This window comes from Actinomyces bouchesdurhonensis, from assembly GCF_963540955.1.
Taxonomy (GTDB): Bacteria; Actinomycetota; Actinomycetes; order Actinomycetales; family Actinomycetaceae; genus Pauljensenia; species Pauljensenia bouchesdurhonensis.
Genome location: NZ_CAUTSL010000047.1, coordinates 1 through 18,848, shown reverse-complemented (window position 1 = coordinate 18,848; position 18,848 = coordinate 1). Strand labels below are relative to the sequence as shown.

Sequence of the window (18,848 nt, the reverse complement as noted above, 5' to 3'; positions counted from 1 at the left end):
TGAGAGCGCTGAGCAGGAATGCAATCGCCCAGATCAGCTGCGGCAGTGTCGTTACCACTGCTACAGCGATCTGGGCTTTCTGCTTCCCATCCAGACCCAGCCGCCTCACTCGAGACGACCGACGGCCTTTCGTCATCACCCAGTCACCTCCTCTCGTCGGTGTCAACTCCCCGGCAGGAATACTGCTGGTCCGGGGTCGACGCCGCGGAGGCCCCCCAATTCTCTCACGCACACCCATCAACAGCACTAACGCTGCATCCCATTGCTGGCAGTGCTGGAAATACCGGCATTGCTGGCATTCAAATTGGGGTGTTGAATCCACCTGTGTAGGCCACGTCAACTGCCTTTCGGGGGAATTGGAGACTCCCACGTGGCCGCTGTCCCATCAGACCGCATCCAGTGCACGCGGATAGCCCGGTGCCCCTCTGCCGCAATAGACTCTTCGTATATGAAGGAAAGAGAGGCGTGAGAGTCGATACTAGTTGGCATTGATTCAGCCTCGACGTCAAAGGCAACATGTTTCGCGAGGCATTCAATTTCGACACCGTCGACGGTCTCCGCCCCCATGTTCACCAGTCGGTAACGAGCCCCGCTGGACCAGAGCAACTCCCACGGTGGAGCTTGCTGCTGTTTTGCGGCGGCACTTGCTAGCACCTCCAGAGATTGGGCTACCTTCTCGGCTGCTACTCTCTCCTCCTTTGACTTGCGCGCCTGGAACACCGACACCACGGCGCAAGCAGCGGAGACAAGGCCCCCGGCGACACCGAGCCACCCACCAAGATCCATACGGCTCACTCCTCTGTCTTTTCTTGAGTTTCTCCGGCGGGCACCCCGCCCGCTCGAAAATGATGTTACCGGGGAACCTTCGGATTCTGTCCCGCGCGCTGGCCGCGGGCGGCCCGGAGCCGGTTCAGGAGATGAGCCGTAGTCTTGTCGGCTCGAAGGGGGTTTCCGCGTCGTCCGCGGCGCCTATCAGTAGGTGGATCTCGTGGCGTGTGAGGCCCGCGTCCGCGAGTTGGCGGCCGATGGACGCCGCGAGCACCGGTTCCTCGGGCGGGAGCGTGTCGCTTCCTGGTTCGTGGACTTTCCAGCCCTTCGAGTTGAGTTGCCGGTAGAAGCGGGCGCGGTCCTCCCCAGTGGCCTTCCTCAGCCCGTGGGCGCGCTCGAAGAGTGCCTGCATGCTGACGCCCCACTCCGCTTTCAAATCGGAGAGCCTCCCAAGGGTCAGTCTTGTCAACTGCGATGCGATCACGGCCTCGGGCATGAGGAACTCCGCGGCGAACGCGTTCGCCTCCCTCTCCACATCGGTGTCGCTGTCGGCCTGGTTGTGGAGCACGAGGTGCCCCAGCTCGTGGGCGAGCGTCATTCGCTTGCGGTCGGTGGGAAGCGAGCTGTTGATTATGATCACGGCCGCCTCGCCCGCCCATTGGGACATCCCGTCGATCCGCGGGGAGTGGAGGTCTTCCTCGAAGATCAAGACCCCAGCGGATTCGAGCCACCGAACGAGCGAGCGAACAGGGCCGATCGGCAGCCTCCATGTGGAGCGCACCTCCTGCGCGGCGCGTACGGGGGTCGTGGACTCCGAGGAGATGCTGGGCACGTGGTTCTCGGCGTCCAGGGGGATGCGCGACGCGATGTAAGCGGCGTGCATCCGCAGAATGTTCAGCCTCGCCTCGACGCGGCGCCAGTCGCCGGGCCTGGCCGTGCGCTGCCTGCGCATGTGGGCATGGGCCGCCACCGCTCCGACGGCGCGGAAGTTGTGCGTCAGGAATTCCGGGGTGACCCCGAAAGCGTCGGCGATCCGCACGAGCGCATCAGGGTCCGGTTCCCGCAAATCGTTCTCGTACCGGGAGAAAGCGGCCTGGGTGATGCCCAGGTGCTCGGCGACTTCGGCCTGAGTCCTGCCCGCCGAGATCCGCAGGACGTGCAACACCTCACCGATGCCGTTCATGACCCCTGCTTTTCACGGATCTGGGCAACGACAGCGGAAAGATCCCACGTCGGCGTCTCGGGCGCCTCGCGGGCGCTGAAACCACGGGCGCTGTCCGACGCCGGGGTCAGGACCGCTGCCCACACCGCCTTGTCCGCGCCATCGCGGAGGGTGAGAACGGCGTCCCCGACAGCGCGCTCATCCGAATCCCAGCGATAGCCCAGGGCGAGGGGGACCTCCTCCAGTCCGTCGAGCGCGACCGCAGCGGCCGGCGTCCAGAAGTCACGCGATCCTTCAGTGGGATAGGAGGACAGGGAATCGTCGAGCTGATGGCGTTTGATGCGGATGCGGATATTCGTGCCGTGTGTGAGCTGGCGCTCGGGCTCGCGGTCGTGGACGCTGATCGAGGGATCCCCTTCGACCAGCGGGACGAACGCCGACCAGATCCAGTCGTGGATGAAGCACGCGACCATGCGCTGTGTCGGGTTCGCCGGGAAATCGGGACCCGAGCGGAACGAGGCGTAGTGGGCGCGGGCCACGCCCAGCGCTTCCAGATATGCGCGGACGAAACCGTCGCCGAGCTGATTGAGGACCTCATCACGAGTAGGGAAAACCTTGTCATTCATGCCAGGAAATATACCACCATTTGCAGCAATGCTGGCAATGCTGGCGATTCCGGGCGCCACCGCGGAGGCCTCTCTACCGCCGGCCCCTGGGGACGCGGCCGGTGCCCACCGGCTCGTACGCCCGCCCCCGGCGCTCCTCCTCCCGGGCGAGCTTCTCCTCCAGCGCTTCCGCGATCCACGCCTCGAACGACGCGGGCCCGCCTCGGAGGAGACCGTCGATGTAGGCCGCCCTGCACCGGCCCGCCAGGGCCGAGCCGAGGCGGGCGGTGACCTTGACGACGTGCTCGCCATCCGTGCCGACGCCGGAACCGGTTTTGCCAGCGGTGCCAGCACCGCCGGTTTTGCTGGCAGTGCTGGCTTGTGCGGCACTGCCAGCGACGCTGCCGGGAGCCGGGACGGGGGCGATTACGGACGCGACCGACGCGTTCAGGGCGGACTTCTTGCGCGGTGGCCGAGCACTCATAGGACACCGCTCCCGGCCGCGAGGAGAGTCGACAGGTGGGCGTCGTACAGGCTGGCGAGTTTGGCGGCACCCGGCCATTCGTCGAGGCCCATCCCGGATTCTGCGGCGTCCGAAATGGCGACCGCGTCGGGTATCGGCGGGTCGAAGAGCCGCAGCCCCCGTTTCCGGCAGGCGGTCGTCAGTTCATCGACCCAGTGCGCGCCCTGACGGGTACGCGCCCGGTGCTGGTTGACGATCACGCCCATCAGGGACACGGACGGGTTGTAGTAGGCGTGGACCGCCTCGACCGTGTTCAGGAGGTGGGCGAGCCCAGTTGCTGAGTACAGGCGAGACTGGCTGACTACGAGGATCCCGTCTGCGGCCGCGAAGGCGTTTACGGCGAGTGTGTCGAGTGCTGGCGCGCAGTCGATCAACGCGAGGTCGAATGAACCGGACACGGGGGCGAGGGCTTCGCGCAACCGCATTTCCCTGCCCGGGCCTCCCGTGACCAGCTCGTTGCGTACTAGTGCGAGGGCGTCGGCACCCGACGGCGCCAGGTGTACCCCCTCCCATGGAGTGGGGGCCACCACCTCATCGAGCGTGAGTTGCGAGGCCGCCGACAGGACATCGGCCATTCCTGCATCTCCATCGGCGAAATCGGCCAGTGAATCAGTCAAGTTCCCCTGGGGGTCCAAATCAACCACCAGTGTTCGGATACCCCGCAGGCTCGAGGCACGCGCGAGGTGGTAGGTGGTCGTGGTCTTCCCGACCCCGCCCTTCTGGTTGGTCACTGCGATAGTCAGCATTTCCGTTCCTTCCTTTCTTTTCTTGCTCAGGCGCCCGCGAGGACGGCGCGGGCGCCGCGCAGGACGAGCTCGCGCTCCTCGATTCGCTCGCGCTCCGCTGCCTCCACGTCCAGGGACGTGATGGCGTGGCGCGCCATGAGGACGCTGGCGCGCTTCGTCGCGACCTCGCGCTCCGAGGCCGAGGCCCCCTCGTCCTGCGCGAGCGCCAGGAGCGCGCGGATCTGCTGCTGTATCTTCTTATCGTCGTTCATGGGGTTGCCCTCTTTTCGTTGGGAATGGTGTTCGCTGGCATTGCCAGCACTGCCGGGTGCGCCAGCGTTGCCGATTGGTCCGGCAATGCTGGCGGCGTGTGGGATCACTGGGTTGCAGCGCCACCGCTGGTGGTGGGCGGCTGGATGCGGGTAGCAGCGAGAATCGCGTCGCGAGCTCGGGGGGATGGTGCGATGTAGCGGACGGTCGTCTGGAGCGATGCATGGCCCAGGAGTTCGCGCACAGTGAGCAGGTCATGCTCGGCCGAGTACGCCTTCGTTGCGTAGCGATGACGCAACTTGTGCAGTGTCCAGGTGCCAGGCAAAATCCGGCGTCCGATCTGCGAGATGGAATTGGCGGCCATATGTCCGCCACAACGCCCGGGAAACGCGTACTGTCCAGTTGCTGCGCAGCGCGTGATGATTGCCCGTGCCAGGTCGGCCGTGATCGGCACAGTCCGCGTGCGACCGCCCTTTCCTCGCACGAAAAGGCTCCAGCCATCGGCATCCTCGTAGACATCGCCGGCCTCGACTTGAGCGATCTCCACACACCGCAGGCCGGCCTCAGCGGCCAACCGCAAAATGAGGGCGTCACGTGGACTCGCGCGATCAACGCAGTCCACCAGGACGGAATCAGGGATGGGGCGCGGAACTCCTGAGGGGCGGCGGATGCGTGGCAGCACCGTGGAAATATTGCCGCAGTGGCGTGTGGAGTCGAGCCACCCGAAGAACCTCCGGAACGTGCTGTAGTAAGCATGTCGCGTTTCGTTAGCCCACGCTCGTGTACCGCACCACTCGACCAGGGACCCGGGATCGAGTTCTGTGGGAGGTATATCAGGGAACGCGCGGGCCAGTTGCAGCACATGGTTCCGCTTGGTGTGGATCGAGGTCGCAACGAGCCCCTGAGAGCGCAGGAAGATGATGAAGTTGTCAACGTGCCCCTCCCACATGAGAGGGGTCGGTAGTTCCAAGACATGATGACGTTGAGTGCTCATGGTCCTCAACGTTTCCATCTACGCGGAAATGACGGGACCCAGCGTCCGCAGCTGGCAATAGTGGCAATGCTGGCGTAGCTGTCAGTGCCGGTAACGCTGGCACACGTGGCAATGCTGGCAAATGGGCAAGAACATCAAGGATTACCAGGGCTGTTAATAAAGAAAAACTGTGGAAAACCGAGACGTATCCGTGGGTCGTCGGTTCAAGCCCGACTTGGGGCACCATCAGCCACAACTGGGAGCCGCGCCCGCTGCACCTGACGGGTAAGTCGGCCACGGCCTCATCGATGGTGATGGTCTCAGATAGCGCCTTGTGGTGCTGTTGATCCTCAATATGGTGGATTGTGAGGTCGTTGGGCGGAGGACCGTATGAGCGACGAAATTCCCGATGGTTTCTATGACTTTGACGAGGTGGTGCGCGAAGCTCGCGCCACATACAAGCCCGAGGAACTGGCGCGGGAGCGCGAGTTGGAGGAGCGCGCTGAGGAACAGCTTGAACGTGCTGAACTCGTCTACGCGATGCGCACGGGCGCCCCTAGCAGCGTTGTTCATAAACCGTGAAACGATTGTCCAGCCTGTCTCGCGTGGTGGCGGAACCTGTAGTCCGTCGTTAACATAGTGACCCGCGACCAATTGCAAGCGTAGCGATCGGTCGTCAGTTGCCCTGATGTCGGTCGTCGGTTCAAGCCCGACTTGGGGCACCACCCCAGCCCGGGAGCCGCCGCCGTCGCGCCTGATGAACGAACCGACCACGGCCTCGTCGCCGTGAGACCCTGCACATATCACACGGCCCCTTGACTCGCGACGCGACTCACGGTAATCTGAGTATTTGCGCCTTATCATGCCCGAGGTGACCCGTATCCAGCCGTCGTAACAGGCGCTTGACGGACCAGGACGCGTCAGATAATGGGTGATAAGGAAGCGTGCGCACCGTAACAGCAGGGAAGGACCCCCTTTGGCTGCCAACAGCACCGCCAAACAGCCCAGCCACCGCGTTTCGTTCGCGAAGCTTCGTGAACCCCTCCAGGCCCCCAATCTGCTGGGCCTGCAGGTCGAAAGCTTCGACTGGCTGCTGGGCAACGACGCGTGGAAGGCCCGCGTCGAAGCCGCACAGGCATCCGGCCGAGGTGACGTCCCCGACGTCTCCGGCCTCGAAGAAATCTTCCACGAGATTTCCCCCATCGAGGACGTCGCAGGCACCATGAGCCTGTCGTTCCACGACCACCGCCTCGAATCCCCCAAGTACTCCATGGAGGAAGCCAAGGCGAAGGACTACACGTACTCCGCACCGATGTACGTGACCGCCGAGTTCATGAACTATGAAACCGGCGAAATCAAGTCCCAGACCGTGTTCATGGGCGACTTCCCGCTCATGACCCCCCGCGGCACCTTCATCATCAACGGCACCGAGCGTGTCGTCGTCTCCCAGCTCGTGCGTTCCCCCGGCGTGTACTTCGAGAAACTCTCGGACCGCTCGACCGACAAGGAAACCTTCGGCGCGAAGATCATCCCCTCGCGCGGCGCATGGCTCGAGTTCGAGATCGACAAGCGCGACGCCGTCGGCGTGCGCATCGACCGTAAGCGTAAGCAGTCGGTCACCCACTTCCTGAAGGCCATCGGCATGACCGAGTCCGAGATCCGCGACACCTTCGCCGCTTACCCGGTCCTGCTCGAAACCCTCGAAAAGGACACGGTCGGCACGCAGGAAGAAGCCCTGCTCGACATCTACCGCAAGCTCCGCCCCGGCGAGCCTGCGAACGTCGACGCCGCCCAGACGCTGCTCAACAACTTCTACTTCGACTCTCGTCGCTACGACCTGGCCAAGGTCGGCCGCTACAAGATCAACAAGAAGCTGGCCATCGAAGCCGACCCCAAGGCCTCGACCCTCTCCCTTGAAGACATCGTCGCCACCGTCAAGTACCTCCTCGCCCTCCACCAGGGCGACAAGACCTTCGCCGGCACCCGAAATGGCGAACCCGTCGAGGTCCGCGTCGAGGTCGACGACATCGACAACTTCGCCAACCGTCGCATCCGCGCCGTCGGCGAACTCATCCAGGGCCAGGTCCGCACCGGCCTCGCCCGCATGGAACGCACCGTGCGCGAGCGCATGACCACCCAGGAGACGGACTCGATCACGCCCCAGACGCTGATCAACATCCGCCCCGTCGTGGCCGCGATCAAGGAGTTCTTCGGAACCTCCCAGCTCTCGCAGTTCATGGACCAGAACAACCCGCTGGCCGGCCTGACCCACAAGCGCCGCCTGTCGGCCCTGGGCCCCGGCGGCCTGTCCCGCGACCGCGCCGGCATGGAAGTCCGAGACGTCCACCCCTCGCACTACGGCCGCATGTGCCCGATCGAGTCCCCTGAAGGCCCGAACATCGGCCTCATCGGCTCGCTCGCGACCTTCGCGCGCATCAACCCCTTCGGCTTCATCGAGACGCCCTACCGCGTCGTCAAGGACGGCAAGGTCACCGACGAAATCCGCTACCTCACCGCGGACGACGAGAAAGGCCACTTCATCGCCCAGGCCTCGTCGCCCCTGACGACCGACGGCTCCTTCGCCGAGCACGACGTCCTGTGCCGTGTCGCCGGCGAAGACCCGACCCTGATCGCCCGCGATCGCGTCGACTACATGGACGTGTCCGCACGTCAGATGGTGTCCGTCGCCGCGGCCTTCATTCCCTTCCTCGAGCACGACGACGCGAACCGAGCCCTCATGGGCGCGAACATGCAGCGTCAGGCCGTGCCGCTACTCACCACGGAAGCGCCGCTGGTCGGCACCGGCATGGAGCTGCGCGCCGCGCACGACTCCGGCGAAATGATCCTCGCCGCCCACTCCGGCGTCGTCTCCGAGGTCTCCGCGGACCTGATCGTCGTCTCCACGGACGAGGGCGGTCGCGACTCCTACCGCCTCGAAAAGTTCGAGCGCTCCAACCCCGGTAACTGCACCAACCAGCGCGTTATCGTCGACGAGGGCGACCGCGTCGAGGTCGGCGACGTCCTGGCCGACGGCCCCGCCACCTCCAACGGTGAGGTCGCGCTCGGCAAGAACCTGCTTGTCGCCTACATGTCATGGGAAGGCCTCAACTACGAGGACGCCATCATCCTGAGCCGCCGCGTCGTCGAAGAGGACATCCTGACCTCCATCCACATCGAGGAGTACGAGGTCGATGCCCGCGAGACGAAGCTCGGTGAGGAAGAAATTACCCGCGACATCCCCAACGTCTCCGAGGAATCTCTCGCCGACCTGGACGAGCGCGGCATCATCCGTATCGGCGCCGAAGTCACCGCCGGCGACATCCTCGTCGGTAAAGTCACCCCGAAGGGCGAAACCGAGCTGACCTCTGAAGAACGCCTGCTGCGCGCCATCTTCGGCGAGAAGGCCCGCGAAGTACGCGACACCTCCCTGCGTGTTCCCCACGGCGAAGAAGGCATCGTCATCGGCGTGCGTGAATTCAACGACGACGAGGACGACCTCAACCCCGGCGTCCGCCAGACCGTGCGCGTCTACGTCGCCCAGCGACGCAAGATCACGATCGGCGACAAGATGGCCGGTCGCCACGGCAACAAGGGCGTCGTGTCCAAGATCCTCCCGATCGAGGACATGCCCTTCCTGGAAGACGGAACCCCCGTCGACATCATCCTCAACCCGCTGGGCGTCCCCGGTCGAATGAACGTCGGCCAGGTGCTCGAGTACCACCTCGGATGGCTCGCCCACCAGGGCTGGGATGCCTCGGCCGCTGTCGAGGCCGGCGAAGAGTGGGCAGCGCACCTGCCCGCCGACGGCATCAAGACCGAGCCCGGCACGCCCGTTGCGACCCCCGTGTTCGACGGCCTCGAGGCCGACGAGCTCGCGGGCCTGCTGCGCAACGTCAACCCGAACCGCGACGGCGACGTCCTCACCAACTACGAGGGCAAGGCGCGCCTGTTCGACGGACGCTCCGGCGAGCCGTTCCCGTACCCGATCTCGGTGGGCTACACCTACATGCTCAAGCTCCACCACCTGGTCGACGACAAGATCCACGCCCGCTCCACGGGCCCGTACTCGATGATCACGCAGCAGCCGCTGGGCGGTAAAGCCCAGTTCGGCGGCCAGCGCTTCGGCGAAATGGAGGTGTGGGCCCTGGAAGCCTACGGCGCCGCCTACGCCCTCCAGGAACTGCTGACCATCAAGTCCGACGACACCACCGGTCGCGTCAAGGTGTACGAGGCCATCGTCAAGGGCGAGGACATCCCCGAGCCCGGTATCCCCGAGTCCTTCCGAGTCCTCATCCAGGAAATGCGTTCGCTGTGCCTGAACGTCGAAGCACTCGACGCGGTCGGCAACGTCATTGACCTGCGTGAGCAGGACGAGGACTTCAATGCGCGTGAGGACCTGGGTATTACCCTCGATGCCCGTCCGAACGCTGCGGCGACCATCGATGCGATCTGATAGGGAGAGATAACTTTGCTGGACGCCAAAACGTTCGACAGCCTGAAGATCACCCTGGCCACCGGCGACGACATCGCCGAGTGGAGCCACGGTGAGGTCAAGAAGCCGGAGACCATCAACTACCGTACGCTCAAGCCCGAGCGCGACGGCCTGTTCGGTGAGCAGATCTTCGGCCCCACCCGCGACTGGGAGTGCGCGTGTGGCAAGTACAAGCGCGTGCGCTACAAGGGCATCATCTGCGAAAAGTGCGGTGTCGAGGTCACTCGCTCGCGCGTTCGCCGTGAGCGCATGGGTCACATCGACCTGGCTGCCCCCGTCACGCACATCTGGTACTTCAAGGGTGTTCCCTCGCGCCTGGGCTACGTGCTCAACCTCGCGCCCAAGGACCTCGAGAAGGTCATCTACTTCGCTGCCTACATGATCACCGAGGTCGACGAATTGGGTCGCCATGAGGATCTGGCTGAACTGCGCGCCGAACTCGAGGTGCAGAAGAAGCAGATGGAGAACAACCGCGACGCCACGATCAACGACTTCGCGGAGCAGCTCGAATCCGACATCGCCGCTCTGGAGAAGGACGGCGCCTCGCAGGCTGAGCGTGAGCGCGCACGCAAGCAGGGCGAGCGCGAGATGGCCAAGATTCGCCGCCGCTTCGACGGTGACATCGACGGCCTCGAAGCCGTGTGGGAGCGCTTCAAGGACCTCAAGGTCGGCGACCTCGAGGGCGACGAGCGCCTCTACCGTGCGATGGTGGCCCGCTACGGCACCTACTTCAAGGGCGACATGGGCGCTTCTGCCATCCAGAAGCGCCTGGAAACTTTCGACCTGGAGGGCGAGGTTGCCGCGCTACGCCAGACCATCTCCTCCGACTCTGGTCCGCGTAAAGCTCGTGCCATCAAGCGTCTGAAGGTCATTAACGCCTTCGTCGCCACCGGCAACTCGCCGGCCTCGATGGTGCTCACCAAGATCCCCGTAATCCCGCCGGACCTGCGGCCCATGGTTCAGCTCGACGGTGGCCGCTTCGCGACCTCCGACCTCAACGACCTGTACCGTCGCGTCATCAACCGCAATACTCGACTCAAGCGCCTCCTCGAGCTGGGCGCCCCCGAGATCATCGTCAACAACGAGAAGCGTATGCTTCAGGAGTCTGTTGACGCCCTCTTCGACAACGGTCGCCGCGGTCGCCCCGTCGCTGGCCCGGGCAACCGTCCGCTGAAGTCGATCTCGGACATGCTCAAGGGTAAGCAGGGTCGTTTCCGTCAGAACCTGCTCGGTAAGCGCGTCGACTACTCGGGTCGTTCCGTGATCGTCGTCGGCCCGCAGCTGCAGCTGCACCAGTGCGGTCTGCCGAAGCAGATGGCCCTGGAGCTGTTCAAGCCCTTCGTCATGAAGCGCCTGGTCGAGAAGAACTACGCGCAGAACGTCAAGGCCGCCAAGCGCAAGGTGGAGCGCCAGCGCCCAGAGGTGTGGGACGTCCTCGACGACGTTATCCGCGAGCACCCGGTGCTGCTCAACCGTGCACCTACGCTGCACCGCCTCGGCATCCAGGCGTTCGAGCCCCAGCTGATCGAGGGTAAGGCCATCCAGTTGCACCCCCTCGCCTGTGGCGCGTTCAACGCCGACTTCGACGGCGACCAGATGGCTGTCCACCTGCCGCTGGGCGCTGAGGCGCAGGCCGAGGCCCGTATCCTCATGCTGTCGACGAACAACATCTTGAAGCCTTCCGACGGTCGCCCCGTGGCCATGCCATCGCAGGACATGATCATCGGATTGTTCCACCTGACTTCGAACCCCGACCCGTCGGTCCCGGTCGAGAAGGACGAAGACGGAAATCCCGTGATTCCGTACTTCTCCAGCCAGGCGGAAGCCCAGATGGCGTTCGACGCCGGCAACCTGGACCTGAACGCGACCGCGCGCATCCGCTTCGCCGACGGCACCGTGCCGCCCGAGGGGTGGGAAGCCCCCGAGGGCTGGGAAAGCGGCGATGATTTGATCCTCGAGACCAGCCTTGGCCGCGCGATCTTCAACGAGCAGCTGCCCACCGACTACCCGTTCGTCAACGAGGTCGTCGGCAAGAAGCAGCTCGGCAACATCGTGAACACGCTGACCCAGCGTTACCCGAACGTGCTCGTGGCGGACTGCCTCGACGCGCTGAAGTCGGCTGGCTTCCACTGGTCGACCTGGTCGGGCATCACGATTGCGTTCTCCGACATTCAGGCATCGCCGCGTAAGCGCGAGATCCTGGCCCGCTACGAGGCCAAGGCCGCCGAGATCGTCGAGCAGTTCGAGACGGGTATCATCCTCGAGGAGACCCGCTACGAGGAGCTCGTGAAGCTGTGGCTGCAGTGCACCGAAGAGGTCGCTGAGGACATGCGCGCGAACTTCTCCGAGCGCAACACCGTGTACCGCATGGTGAACTCGGGCGCCCGTGGTAACTGGTCGCAGGTTCAGCAGATCGCCGGTATGCGTGGCCTCGTGTCCGACCCGAAGCAGAAGCTGATCGAGCAGCCCATTAAGGCGAACTACCGCGAGGGTCTGACGGTTCTCGAATACTTCATCGCTACGCACGGCGCCCGTAAGGGTCTGGTCGACACGGCTCTGCGTACCGCCGAGTCGGGCTACCTGACTCGGCGTCTGGTCGACGTCTCGCAGGACGTCATCGTTCGCGAGGCCGACTGTGGTACTCGCGCCGGCCTGAAGATCGACATCGCTCATAAGAACGAGTTCGGCGAATGGGAGGCGTCCGAGACAATCGAGACGACGGCTTACGCCCGTAATCTCGCGCGCGACGCTGTTAACGAGGCCGGAGAGGTCGTTTTGCCCGCGGGCACTGATCTGGGTGATGACCAGCTCGCGCAGCTTGTCGCTGCCGGCGTCGAGCAGATCGTGTGCCGTTCCGTCCTCACCTGTGAGTCGCAGGTCGGCACCTGCGCGGCATGCTACGGTCGCTCGCTGGCCACCGGTAAACAGGTCGACATCGGTGAGGCCGTCGGCATTATCGCCGCCCAGTCGATCGGCGAACCCGGAACCCAGCTGACGATGCGTACCTTCCACACTGGTGGCGCCGCTTCCGCTGCGGATATTACTCAGGGTCTGCCCCGCGTTCAGGAACTCTTCGAGGCGCGCAGCCCGAAGGTCGAGGCCAAGATGAACGAGGCAGCCGGCCGCGTCCACATCGACGACGAGGATCCGAGCGCTCGCAAGGTGATCATCACCCGCGACGACGGCAAGGAAGACCTGGTCATCGAGGTGTCGCGGCGCCAGAAGCTCCTCGTCTCGGAGGGTCAGCACATCGGTGCTGGCACCCCGCTGACCGAGGGCCAGCTGGACCCCAAGGAAATCCTGCGCATCATGGGCCGCAACGTCGCCCAGAAGATGCTCGTGGATGAGGTCCAGAAGGTGTACCGCGACCAGGGCGTGGGCATCCACGCCAAGCACATCGAGGTCATCGTCCGTCAGATGCTGCGCCGCGTCACCATCCTGGAGCCTGGCGACACGACGTTCATGCCCGGCGAGCTCGTCGACCGCATGGCGTACCTGACGCAGAACCGCCGCGTCGCAGCCGAGGGCGGCCAGCCCGCCTCCGGCCGCCAGATGCTGATGGGCATCACGAAGGCGTCGCTGGCCACGGATTCGTGGCTGAGCGCCGCGTCCTTCCAGGAGACCACCAAGGTCCTGACCGAGGCCGCCATGAACGGCAAGTCGGACTCCCTGGTGGGCCTCAAGGAGAACGTCATCCTCGGTAAGCTCATCCCGGCTGGCACCGGCCTGTCGCGCTACAACGACGTCATCGTCGAGCCGACGGCTGAGGCCATGGCGAACTCGAACTACTCCGAGGCCGACTTCGGTGACGGCTCCGTGTCCGAGGACTTCCTCGACGCGCTGGGTGCCATCGACTTCGGCATGAACTTCCGCGAGTAATCCGGTTCGTGACCGCTTGGGGCCCCGGCCTCGTCCGTGACAGCGTGACGAGGCTGGGGTCCTTTTGCGATTTGGGGAGCGGGTAGTGGCTCCGGGTTGGGTGGGTTTTGTTGTGCCTATAGGTGGAGCTGTGGGCCTGATATGTGGGGCTGAACCTATTCATGCGCACGTTAACCCGATGCGTGGCAGTGTAGGCAGCCTGCCCATACTGCCACCAGTAGGGTTTAGCTGCGCGTGGAAGGGCTGACGCTGCCAGTTGTAGGGCCCTGGTGTTGTGCTGCACTACCGTTTACGATCGAGAATCTGCCTCTTGCTTAACGATGGGCCGACTTAGTGGGCCAAAGCCGTAGACACTCTTGCGGCAACTTAAGGTGCTCAATTCCCAGCTGGGATGCAAGGTTTGTCCGAAACCGAGCAAGGTCCTTGGTGTCCTGCCAGCGTGAGCGAATAACGTGCCAACCTTCATTGACGAGTTCGTGTTGGCGACGGAGCCACTTACCGGTGTTATCCCGTACTTCCTGCTCATTGTTGCCAAACTTTGCACGTCCGTCAGGCTCGATGATCACTTTGAGATCTGGAAGAACGATGTCACCGAAATACGTGTTAGCTCGGACAGTAATTGGATACTGAGTGACAACGTTCCCAGAATAGAGACTCTTGACGACCCACAGGACTGCTGCTTCGAAGATGTTGTCACACCCCCCGTCGGCAGCTCGGACGATAGCTTGTGCGCGCGGGAGTCCGTGGTGAGTTGTGTGTTGCGTGAGCTCCCGTAGCATTGCTTCCCGAACCTGGTTGCTTCTTTCCCGGGACTCTTCGAGAGAGAATCGATCAAAGTGTGATATGGCGTGTATGACCATGCTTACTGCGCAAAACGCCTCAACAGGTTCTCCGTTCAGCGCTAGACGCACCGCTGCCTCGATAGGTGCCTCTGCTTCAAGTGTGCCGATTGCGCTAACTGAACGCGGCTTGAATCTTCGGCACACGACTTTTGCAGGTGGAACGGTTGTGCGGGGGTGATGGACGGGACGAAAGGGAGCGACGCGTAGGCGTGTCTCGCTGGGCCAGACCTCGACGTTGGGATTAGCGGACCACGTTGGAATTCCATGTAACAACAAAGCGCTGTTGCCGGTGAAAACTATGCGTTGTGTTGTTTGGTACTCAAGTGCATGCACTCGTGCGACGTTGACGATACGCCAGATTTCCCAGGGTGCTGCTGTGTCGTCATTATGCAAACGAATGCGGTAGCCACGTCGAATTGTAAAAACGTTCGGGTCGTCAACGACGTTGGCGCGGCTGTGTCGATGGGTGCGGAATGATTCGATGGTTATCATACGTCAGATATAAAAAGTGAAGGCGCACACGGTCCAGCGCATCGACCCTACCTGTGGATAGCTATCAGCCGACCAAACAGGCTGTGCACAGAGGGTAGATGCTGCGGCGTTGGAAGATTGATCATCCGTGGAGGGTGGCGGCTTAGCCGCGTGTTCATTTATGTCAACCGCATGGGTGGGAATGTCCGCCCCTTGATGCGCGTATTAACCCGATGGATGGCAGTGTGGGCGGCCTGCCCATACTGCCACCAGTAGGGTTTAGCTGCGCATCGAGGGGTTAAGGCAGCCAGTCGTAGGGTCCAGCTGCCGTTTGGCCTGGACGAAAGCCGCATAAACAAACCGTCAACAACTTGCGCACAACCCCAGCCGGGACGTAGGAAGGTTTGGAATGTAGGGAAAGAGGGAATGCGGAACCTTGTGCTGCAATCCACGAGGCATGTGACCTTCTGAAACTGCACGTGTTGCAGATTGAGCCGATGCTAACGGGCGCGCCAGAAGGGGGGCGAACAACATGCTGCTCACCACGCGATGGTCTCGCGTGAAGAAGTAGCAAACAGTGAAAGTATCGGACAATAGCACCCCCATCCCACGACAGATTGTGCGCACAATCCGACAGAACGCACGAGGCCCCACGGCGCAGGGGCGACCGTGCGGTTGAATAGGTGGTGGCGGTTCCCATCTGCCCTCTGGTCTGCGGCGACCCACGTCTATGGAGACACGAAAGGGGATGGACAGGGAGCTGGTCTGGCTCTGGGATGCAGGGTTTCGGAACTGAAAGAGGACATCAACAATGCTTTCCATCAACTGGTCTGATGTGTGGAAGATGGTTGAGTCGATCAAGGTCCCCTTGATCGTCATCGGCGTGGCGCTGGCGCTCGCCATTATCGTCTCCCTCGCTGTTTTCAAGGTGGGCAAACCGGCCCGCAAGCTCACGCGCTCGACCGCGTGGGTCGCAGCTTTCATCGCCGTCGTCGTCGCAGTCGTGTCGATGATGTACGGCGGTTTCAAGACGGTGCTCGATCTCGCTGCCGGCACCGGCGCGCTGACGGACGCGTCGAAGGCTCAGGTCGAAGAGCTGGGTAACGATATTTCGAACGAGGGCATGGTCCTCCTGAAGAACAACAACAGTGCCCTGCCCCTGGCCAAGGGCTCGGCGATCAACGTGTGGGGCTGGGGTTCGACGAACCCGATCTACGGCGGCACAGGCTCCGGCTCGCTCTCGAAGGACAATCCCACGACGACGCTCCTCGACGGCCTCCACAACGCGGGCTTCACCACGAACGACGAGCTGACGAACCTGTACACCTCCTACCGCGCGGAGCGCCCCGAGGTGGGCATGTTCAAGGCCGATTGGTCGCTGCCTGAGCCCACGCAGGACAGGTACTCTGATGACTTGCTCTCGAACGCCACCGCCTTCGGTGACACCGCCGTGGTGACGATCGCGCGCTCGGGCGGCGAGGGCTTCGACCTGCTGCGCGACGTCGACCAGGAGATGGCTGACAACCCGTACTTCAGCTACACGAACAACTCCGAGGAGTACTCGGACTTCGAGGATGGCCAGGGCTACCTGGAGCTGACGCGTCCCGAGAAGGACATGATTGAGCTGGCGAAGAAGACATCGACGAAGACGATCGTCGTCATCAACGCTGCCAACGCCTTCCAGCTTGGCGAGCTCCAGGACGACCCGGAGATCGACGCGATCGTGTGGGCGATCCCCGGCGGTCAGGTGGGCTTCAACGCTCTGGGTCGCATCCTGGACGGCGAGGTGAACCCGTCGGCGAAGACCCCCGACACCTTCGCGCGTAACATCAAGGCGGGCCCCGCGGCTAACAATTTCGGTGACTTCCAGTACACGAACATGACGGAGTTCGCTCAGGAGGATCCCTTCAACAAGGGCACCCAGACGCAGCCGTCCTTCGTCAACTACTCCGACTCGATCTACGTCGGCTACCGCTGGTACGAGACGGCCGCCGCTGAGGGCGTCATCGACTATGGTAACGAGGTCGTCTACCCCTTCGGCTACGGACTGTCCTACACGACGTTCTCCCAGTCGATGAGCGATATTACGGTCGACGAGGCCTCGGGCACCATGTCCGCAGACGTGACCGTCACGAACACGGGCCAGATCGCGGGTAAGGATGTCGTACAGATCTACGACAACCCGCCCTACACGGACGGCGGTATCGAGAAGGCCGCCGCGAACCTGGTGGCCTACGACAAGACCAAGGAACTCGCACCCGGTGAGTCCCAGACGGTGACGGTCACGTGGAACCGCGACGCGCTCGCTTCCTACGACGCGGCCAGCGCCAAGGCTTACGTGCTCGAGGCCGGCGACTACAAGATCTCCGCGCGCTCCAACTCGCACGACGTCATCGACGAGAAGACGTACACGGTGGACGCGACGCAGACCTTCGACACTTCCGACAACACGCACGACGGTGACCAGGTCGTGGCCACCAACCGCTTCGACGACGCGAAGGGTGACGTCACCTACCTGTCGCGCGCGGGCCACTTCGCGAACGTCGCGGAGGCGACCGCTGCCCCCACGAACTTTGAGATGAGCGAGGCCAATAAGGCGAAGTTCCTTGCGACGTCCAACTACGACGCGGCTGCCGCCGACGCCGACGGCACCGCGACCATGCCGACGACGGGCGCCAGGAACGGCCTCGTCCTGGGTGACCTCGCGGGCCTCGACTACGATGACCCGAAGTGGGATCAGCTCCTCGACCAGCTGAGCATCAAGGAGATGAATACCCTCATCTCCAAGGGTGGCTACGGTTCGCCTGCGATCTCCTCGGTCGGAAAAGTGCGCGTGTCGGATGTGGATGGCCCGGCCTCGCTGAACAACAATTTCACGGGCGTCGGCTCGATCGGCCTGCCCTCCGCGGTGTCTGTGGCGGCGACCTTCAACAAGGAACTTGCGCACTCCTTCGGTGACGCGATCGGAACGATGGCGCACGACATGCAGGTGTCCGGCTGGTACGCGCCGGCCACGAACACGCACCGCTATGCCTACGCGGGCTGTAACTTCGAGTACTTCTCGGAGGACCCGGTCCTGGCTGGAACGCTGGTCGCCGAGGAGATCAAGGGCGCCCAGGCGAGGGGCGTGTACGCCTTCCTCAAGCACTTCGCCCTTAACGATCAGGAAACCAACCGCACGCACATGCTGGCGACCTGGACGAACGAGCAGGCGATGCGCGAAATCTACCTGCGTTCCTTCGAGATCGGAGTCAAGGACGGTGGTGCGCACGCGATCATGAGCTCGTTCAACTACATCGGCCCGGAGTACGCGGGTGCGAACTCGGCGCTGCTAAGCGGCGTCCTGCGCGACGAGTGGGGCTTCCGCGGCATGGTCCTCACCGACTACTTCGCGGGCTACGGCTACCAGAACGCCGACCAGATCACCCGGGCTGGCGGCGACATGATGCTCGCGACGATCGACATGCCGATCGCGACGGTCAACGTGCAGGACGCGGCGGGCGTGAGTGCTCTTCGCAGCGCCTCGCATAACATCCTCTACACGGTTGCTAACTCGTGGATGTACGAGAACGGCCAGCCCGAGGTGACCCGCAACGCGTGGGAGTACATCACGTGGGTGGTGGCAGGACTCCTGATCCTGTCGCTGCTGGGCCTCGAGGTGGTGGCGATCCGCCGCTACCGCACCCGCAAGGCGGAGGCCGTGGTCGCCGTTGAGCCCAACGCTTCGATCGACGAGGCAGGGGCTGAGAATACGGAAGAGTGACCGATACGGGGCTGCCCGGACGGCGCGACCCTCGGGTGGCAGTGAGTATCGCTGACCCGTGGGGGAGGGGCCCGCAGGCGAGTGCCTGCGGGCCCCTCCGCGCTGCAAGTCGGATGAAATGAGCGCTCAAGAAAACAAAAGAACGCTGGGAGAGCGGCCAAGAGGAGGAGACATAGCGTCGGAGTAGGAGGCGAATCACCCCAGTACCGAAGAGTGCGAGCGCCTCTCAGCCCCGGCCTCGTCGATGAGGGCGGAACCACACGTCCGACCCTTTGACGAACAGCGACGTTTCCCACTATCCTTGAGGACGGTTCCCGCCACTGTGGAACCTCTGTGCCCGGGAAACCGGGAGCGGGCTCCGTCCGTCGGAGCTCC

The 18,848-nt window shown here is 63.5% G+C and carries 11 protein-coding genes; 4 read left to right on the top strand and 7 right to left on the bottom strand.

All coding sequences use genetic code 11. The features are described from left to right. Window positions 1–336: 336 nt before the first annotated feature. The 7 genes from RYL44_RS08035 to RYL44_RS08005 form a co-directional block, all read right to left on the bottom strand. Window positions 337–786 (bottom strand): hypothetical protein, encoded by a 450-nt coding sequence (locus tag RYL44_RS08035; RefSeq protein WP_314975643.1) that lies wholly within the window; start codon window positions 784–786, stop codon window positions 337–339. A 124-nt stretch (window positions 787–910) separates the two neighbouring features. Next, a complete protein-coding gene (locus RYL44_RS08030; RefSeq protein WP_314975642.1) occupies window positions 911–1,951 on the bottom strand; it encodes a helix-turn-helix domain-containing protein in 1,041 nt (346 codons plus the stop codon). After that, window positions 1,948–2,556 (bottom strand): hypothetical protein, encoded by a 609-nt coding sequence (locus tag RYL44_RS08025; RefSeq protein WP_314768977.1) that lies wholly within the window; start codon window positions 2,554–2,556, stop codon window positions 1,948–1,950. Before RYL44_RS08025 ends, RYL44_RS08030 begins: the two co-directional genes overlap by 4 nt. Before the next feature lie 73 nt (window positions 2,557–2,629). Beyond that, window positions 2,630–3,019, bottom strand: coding sequence for a hypothetical protein (locus tag RYL44_RS08020; RefSeq protein WP_314768979.1), 390 nt, complete (start codon window positions 3,017–3,019; stop codon window positions 2,630–2,632). Then, entirely contained in the window at window positions 3,016–3,804 is a 789-nt protein-coding gene (locus RYL44_RS08015) for a ParA family protein (RefSeq protein ID WP_314975641.1), read from the bottom strand. The genes RYL44_RS08020 and RYL44_RS08015 overlap by 4 nt, the downstream gene beginning before the upstream one ends. A gap of 26 nt (window positions 3,805–3,830) precedes the next feature. After that, a complete protein-coding gene (locus tag RYL44_RS08010; RefSeq protein ID WP_314770378.1) occupies window positions 3,831–4,055 on the bottom strand; it encodes a DUF2786 domain-containing protein in 225 nt (74 codons plus the stop codon). Between the two features lie 104 nt (window positions 4,056–4,159). Beyond that, window positions 4,160–5,047, bottom strand: coding sequence for a tyrosine-type recombinase/integrase (locus RYL44_RS08005; RefSeq protein WP_314770379.1), 888 nt, complete (start codon window positions 5,045–5,047; stop codon window positions 4,160–4,162). Between the two features lie 369 nt (window positions 5,048–5,416). Here RYL44_RS08005 and RYL44_RS08000 point away from each other — a divergent pair, with 369 nt between their 5' ends. From RYL44_RS08000 to RYL44_RS07985, 4 genes are all read left to right on the top strand, one after another. After that, entirely contained in the window at window positions 5,417–5,608 is a 192-nt protein-coding gene (locus RYL44_RS08000; RefSeq protein WP_314975640.1) for a hypothetical protein, read from the top strand. 394 nt (window positions 5,609–6,002) lie between these two features. Continuing rightward, window positions 6,003–9,479 carry a DNA-directed RNA polymerase subunit beta gene (rpoB, locus tag RYL44_RS07995; protein WP_314975639.1) on the top strand — a complete coding sequence of 1,159 codons (3,477 nt, stop codon included), beginning with the start codon at window positions 6,003–6,005 and terminating at the stop codon, window positions 9,477–9,479. A gap of 15 nt (window positions 9,480–9,494) precedes the next feature. Further along, window positions 9,495–13,397, top strand: a complete 3,903-nt coding sequence (locus RYL44_RS07990) for a DNA-directed RNA polymerase subunit beta' (protein WP_314975638.1) — start codon at window positions 9,495–9,497, stop codon at window positions 13,395–13,397. Window positions 13,398–15,521: 2,124 nt separating this feature from the next. After that, the gene (locus RYL44_RS07985) at window positions 15,522–18,473 is read left to right on the top strand and encodes a glycoside hydrolase family 3 C-terminal domain-containing protein (protein WP_314975637.1); all 2,952 of its coding nucleotides are present in this window, start codon (window positions 15,522–15,524) and stop codon (window positions 18,471–18,473) included. Window positions 18,474–18,848: the final 375 nt, after the last annotated feature.

What these genes read in the sequence shown, in the direction of transcription:
- RYL44_RS08020 (WP_314768979.1), bottom strand. Translation starts at nt 3,019, where the DNA reads ATGAGTGCTCGGCCACCGCGCAAGAAGTCCGCCCTGAACGCGTCGGTC.
- RYL44_RS08015 (WP_314975641.1), bottom strand. Translation starts at nt 3,804, where the DNA reads ATGCTGACTATCGCAGTGACCAACCAGAAGGGCGGGGTCGGGAAGACC.
- RYL44_RS08025 (WP_314768977.1), bottom strand. Translation starts at nt 2,556, where the DNA reads ATGAATGACAAGGTTTTCCCTACTCGTGATGAGGTCCTCAATCAGCTC.
- RYL44_RS07985 (WP_314975637.1), top strand. Translation starts at nt 15,522, where the DNA reads ATGCTTTCCATCAACTGGTCTGATGTGTGGAAGATGGTTGAGTCGATC.
- RYL44_RS08035 (WP_314975643.1), bottom strand. Translation starts at nt 786, where the DNA reads ATGGATCTTGGTGGGTGGCTCGGTGTCGCCGGGGGCCTTGTCTCCGCT.
- RYL44_RS08000 (WP_314975640.1), top strand. Translation starts at nt 5,417, where the DNA reads ATGAGCGACGAAATTCCCGATGGTTTCTATGACTTTGACGAGGTGGTG.
- RYL44_RS08030 (WP_314975642.1), bottom strand. Translation starts at nt 1,951, where the DNA reads ATGAACGGCATCGGTGAGGTGTTGCACGTCCTGCGGATCTCGGCGGGC.
- RYL44_RS08005 (WP_314770379.1), bottom strand. Translation starts at nt 5,047, where the DNA reads ATGAGCACTCAACGTCATCATGTCTTGGAACTACCGACCCCTCTCATG.
- RYL44_RS08010 (WP_314770378.1), bottom strand. Translation starts at nt 4,055, where the DNA reads ATGAACGACGATAAGAAGATACAGCAGCAGATCCGCGCGCTCCTGGCG.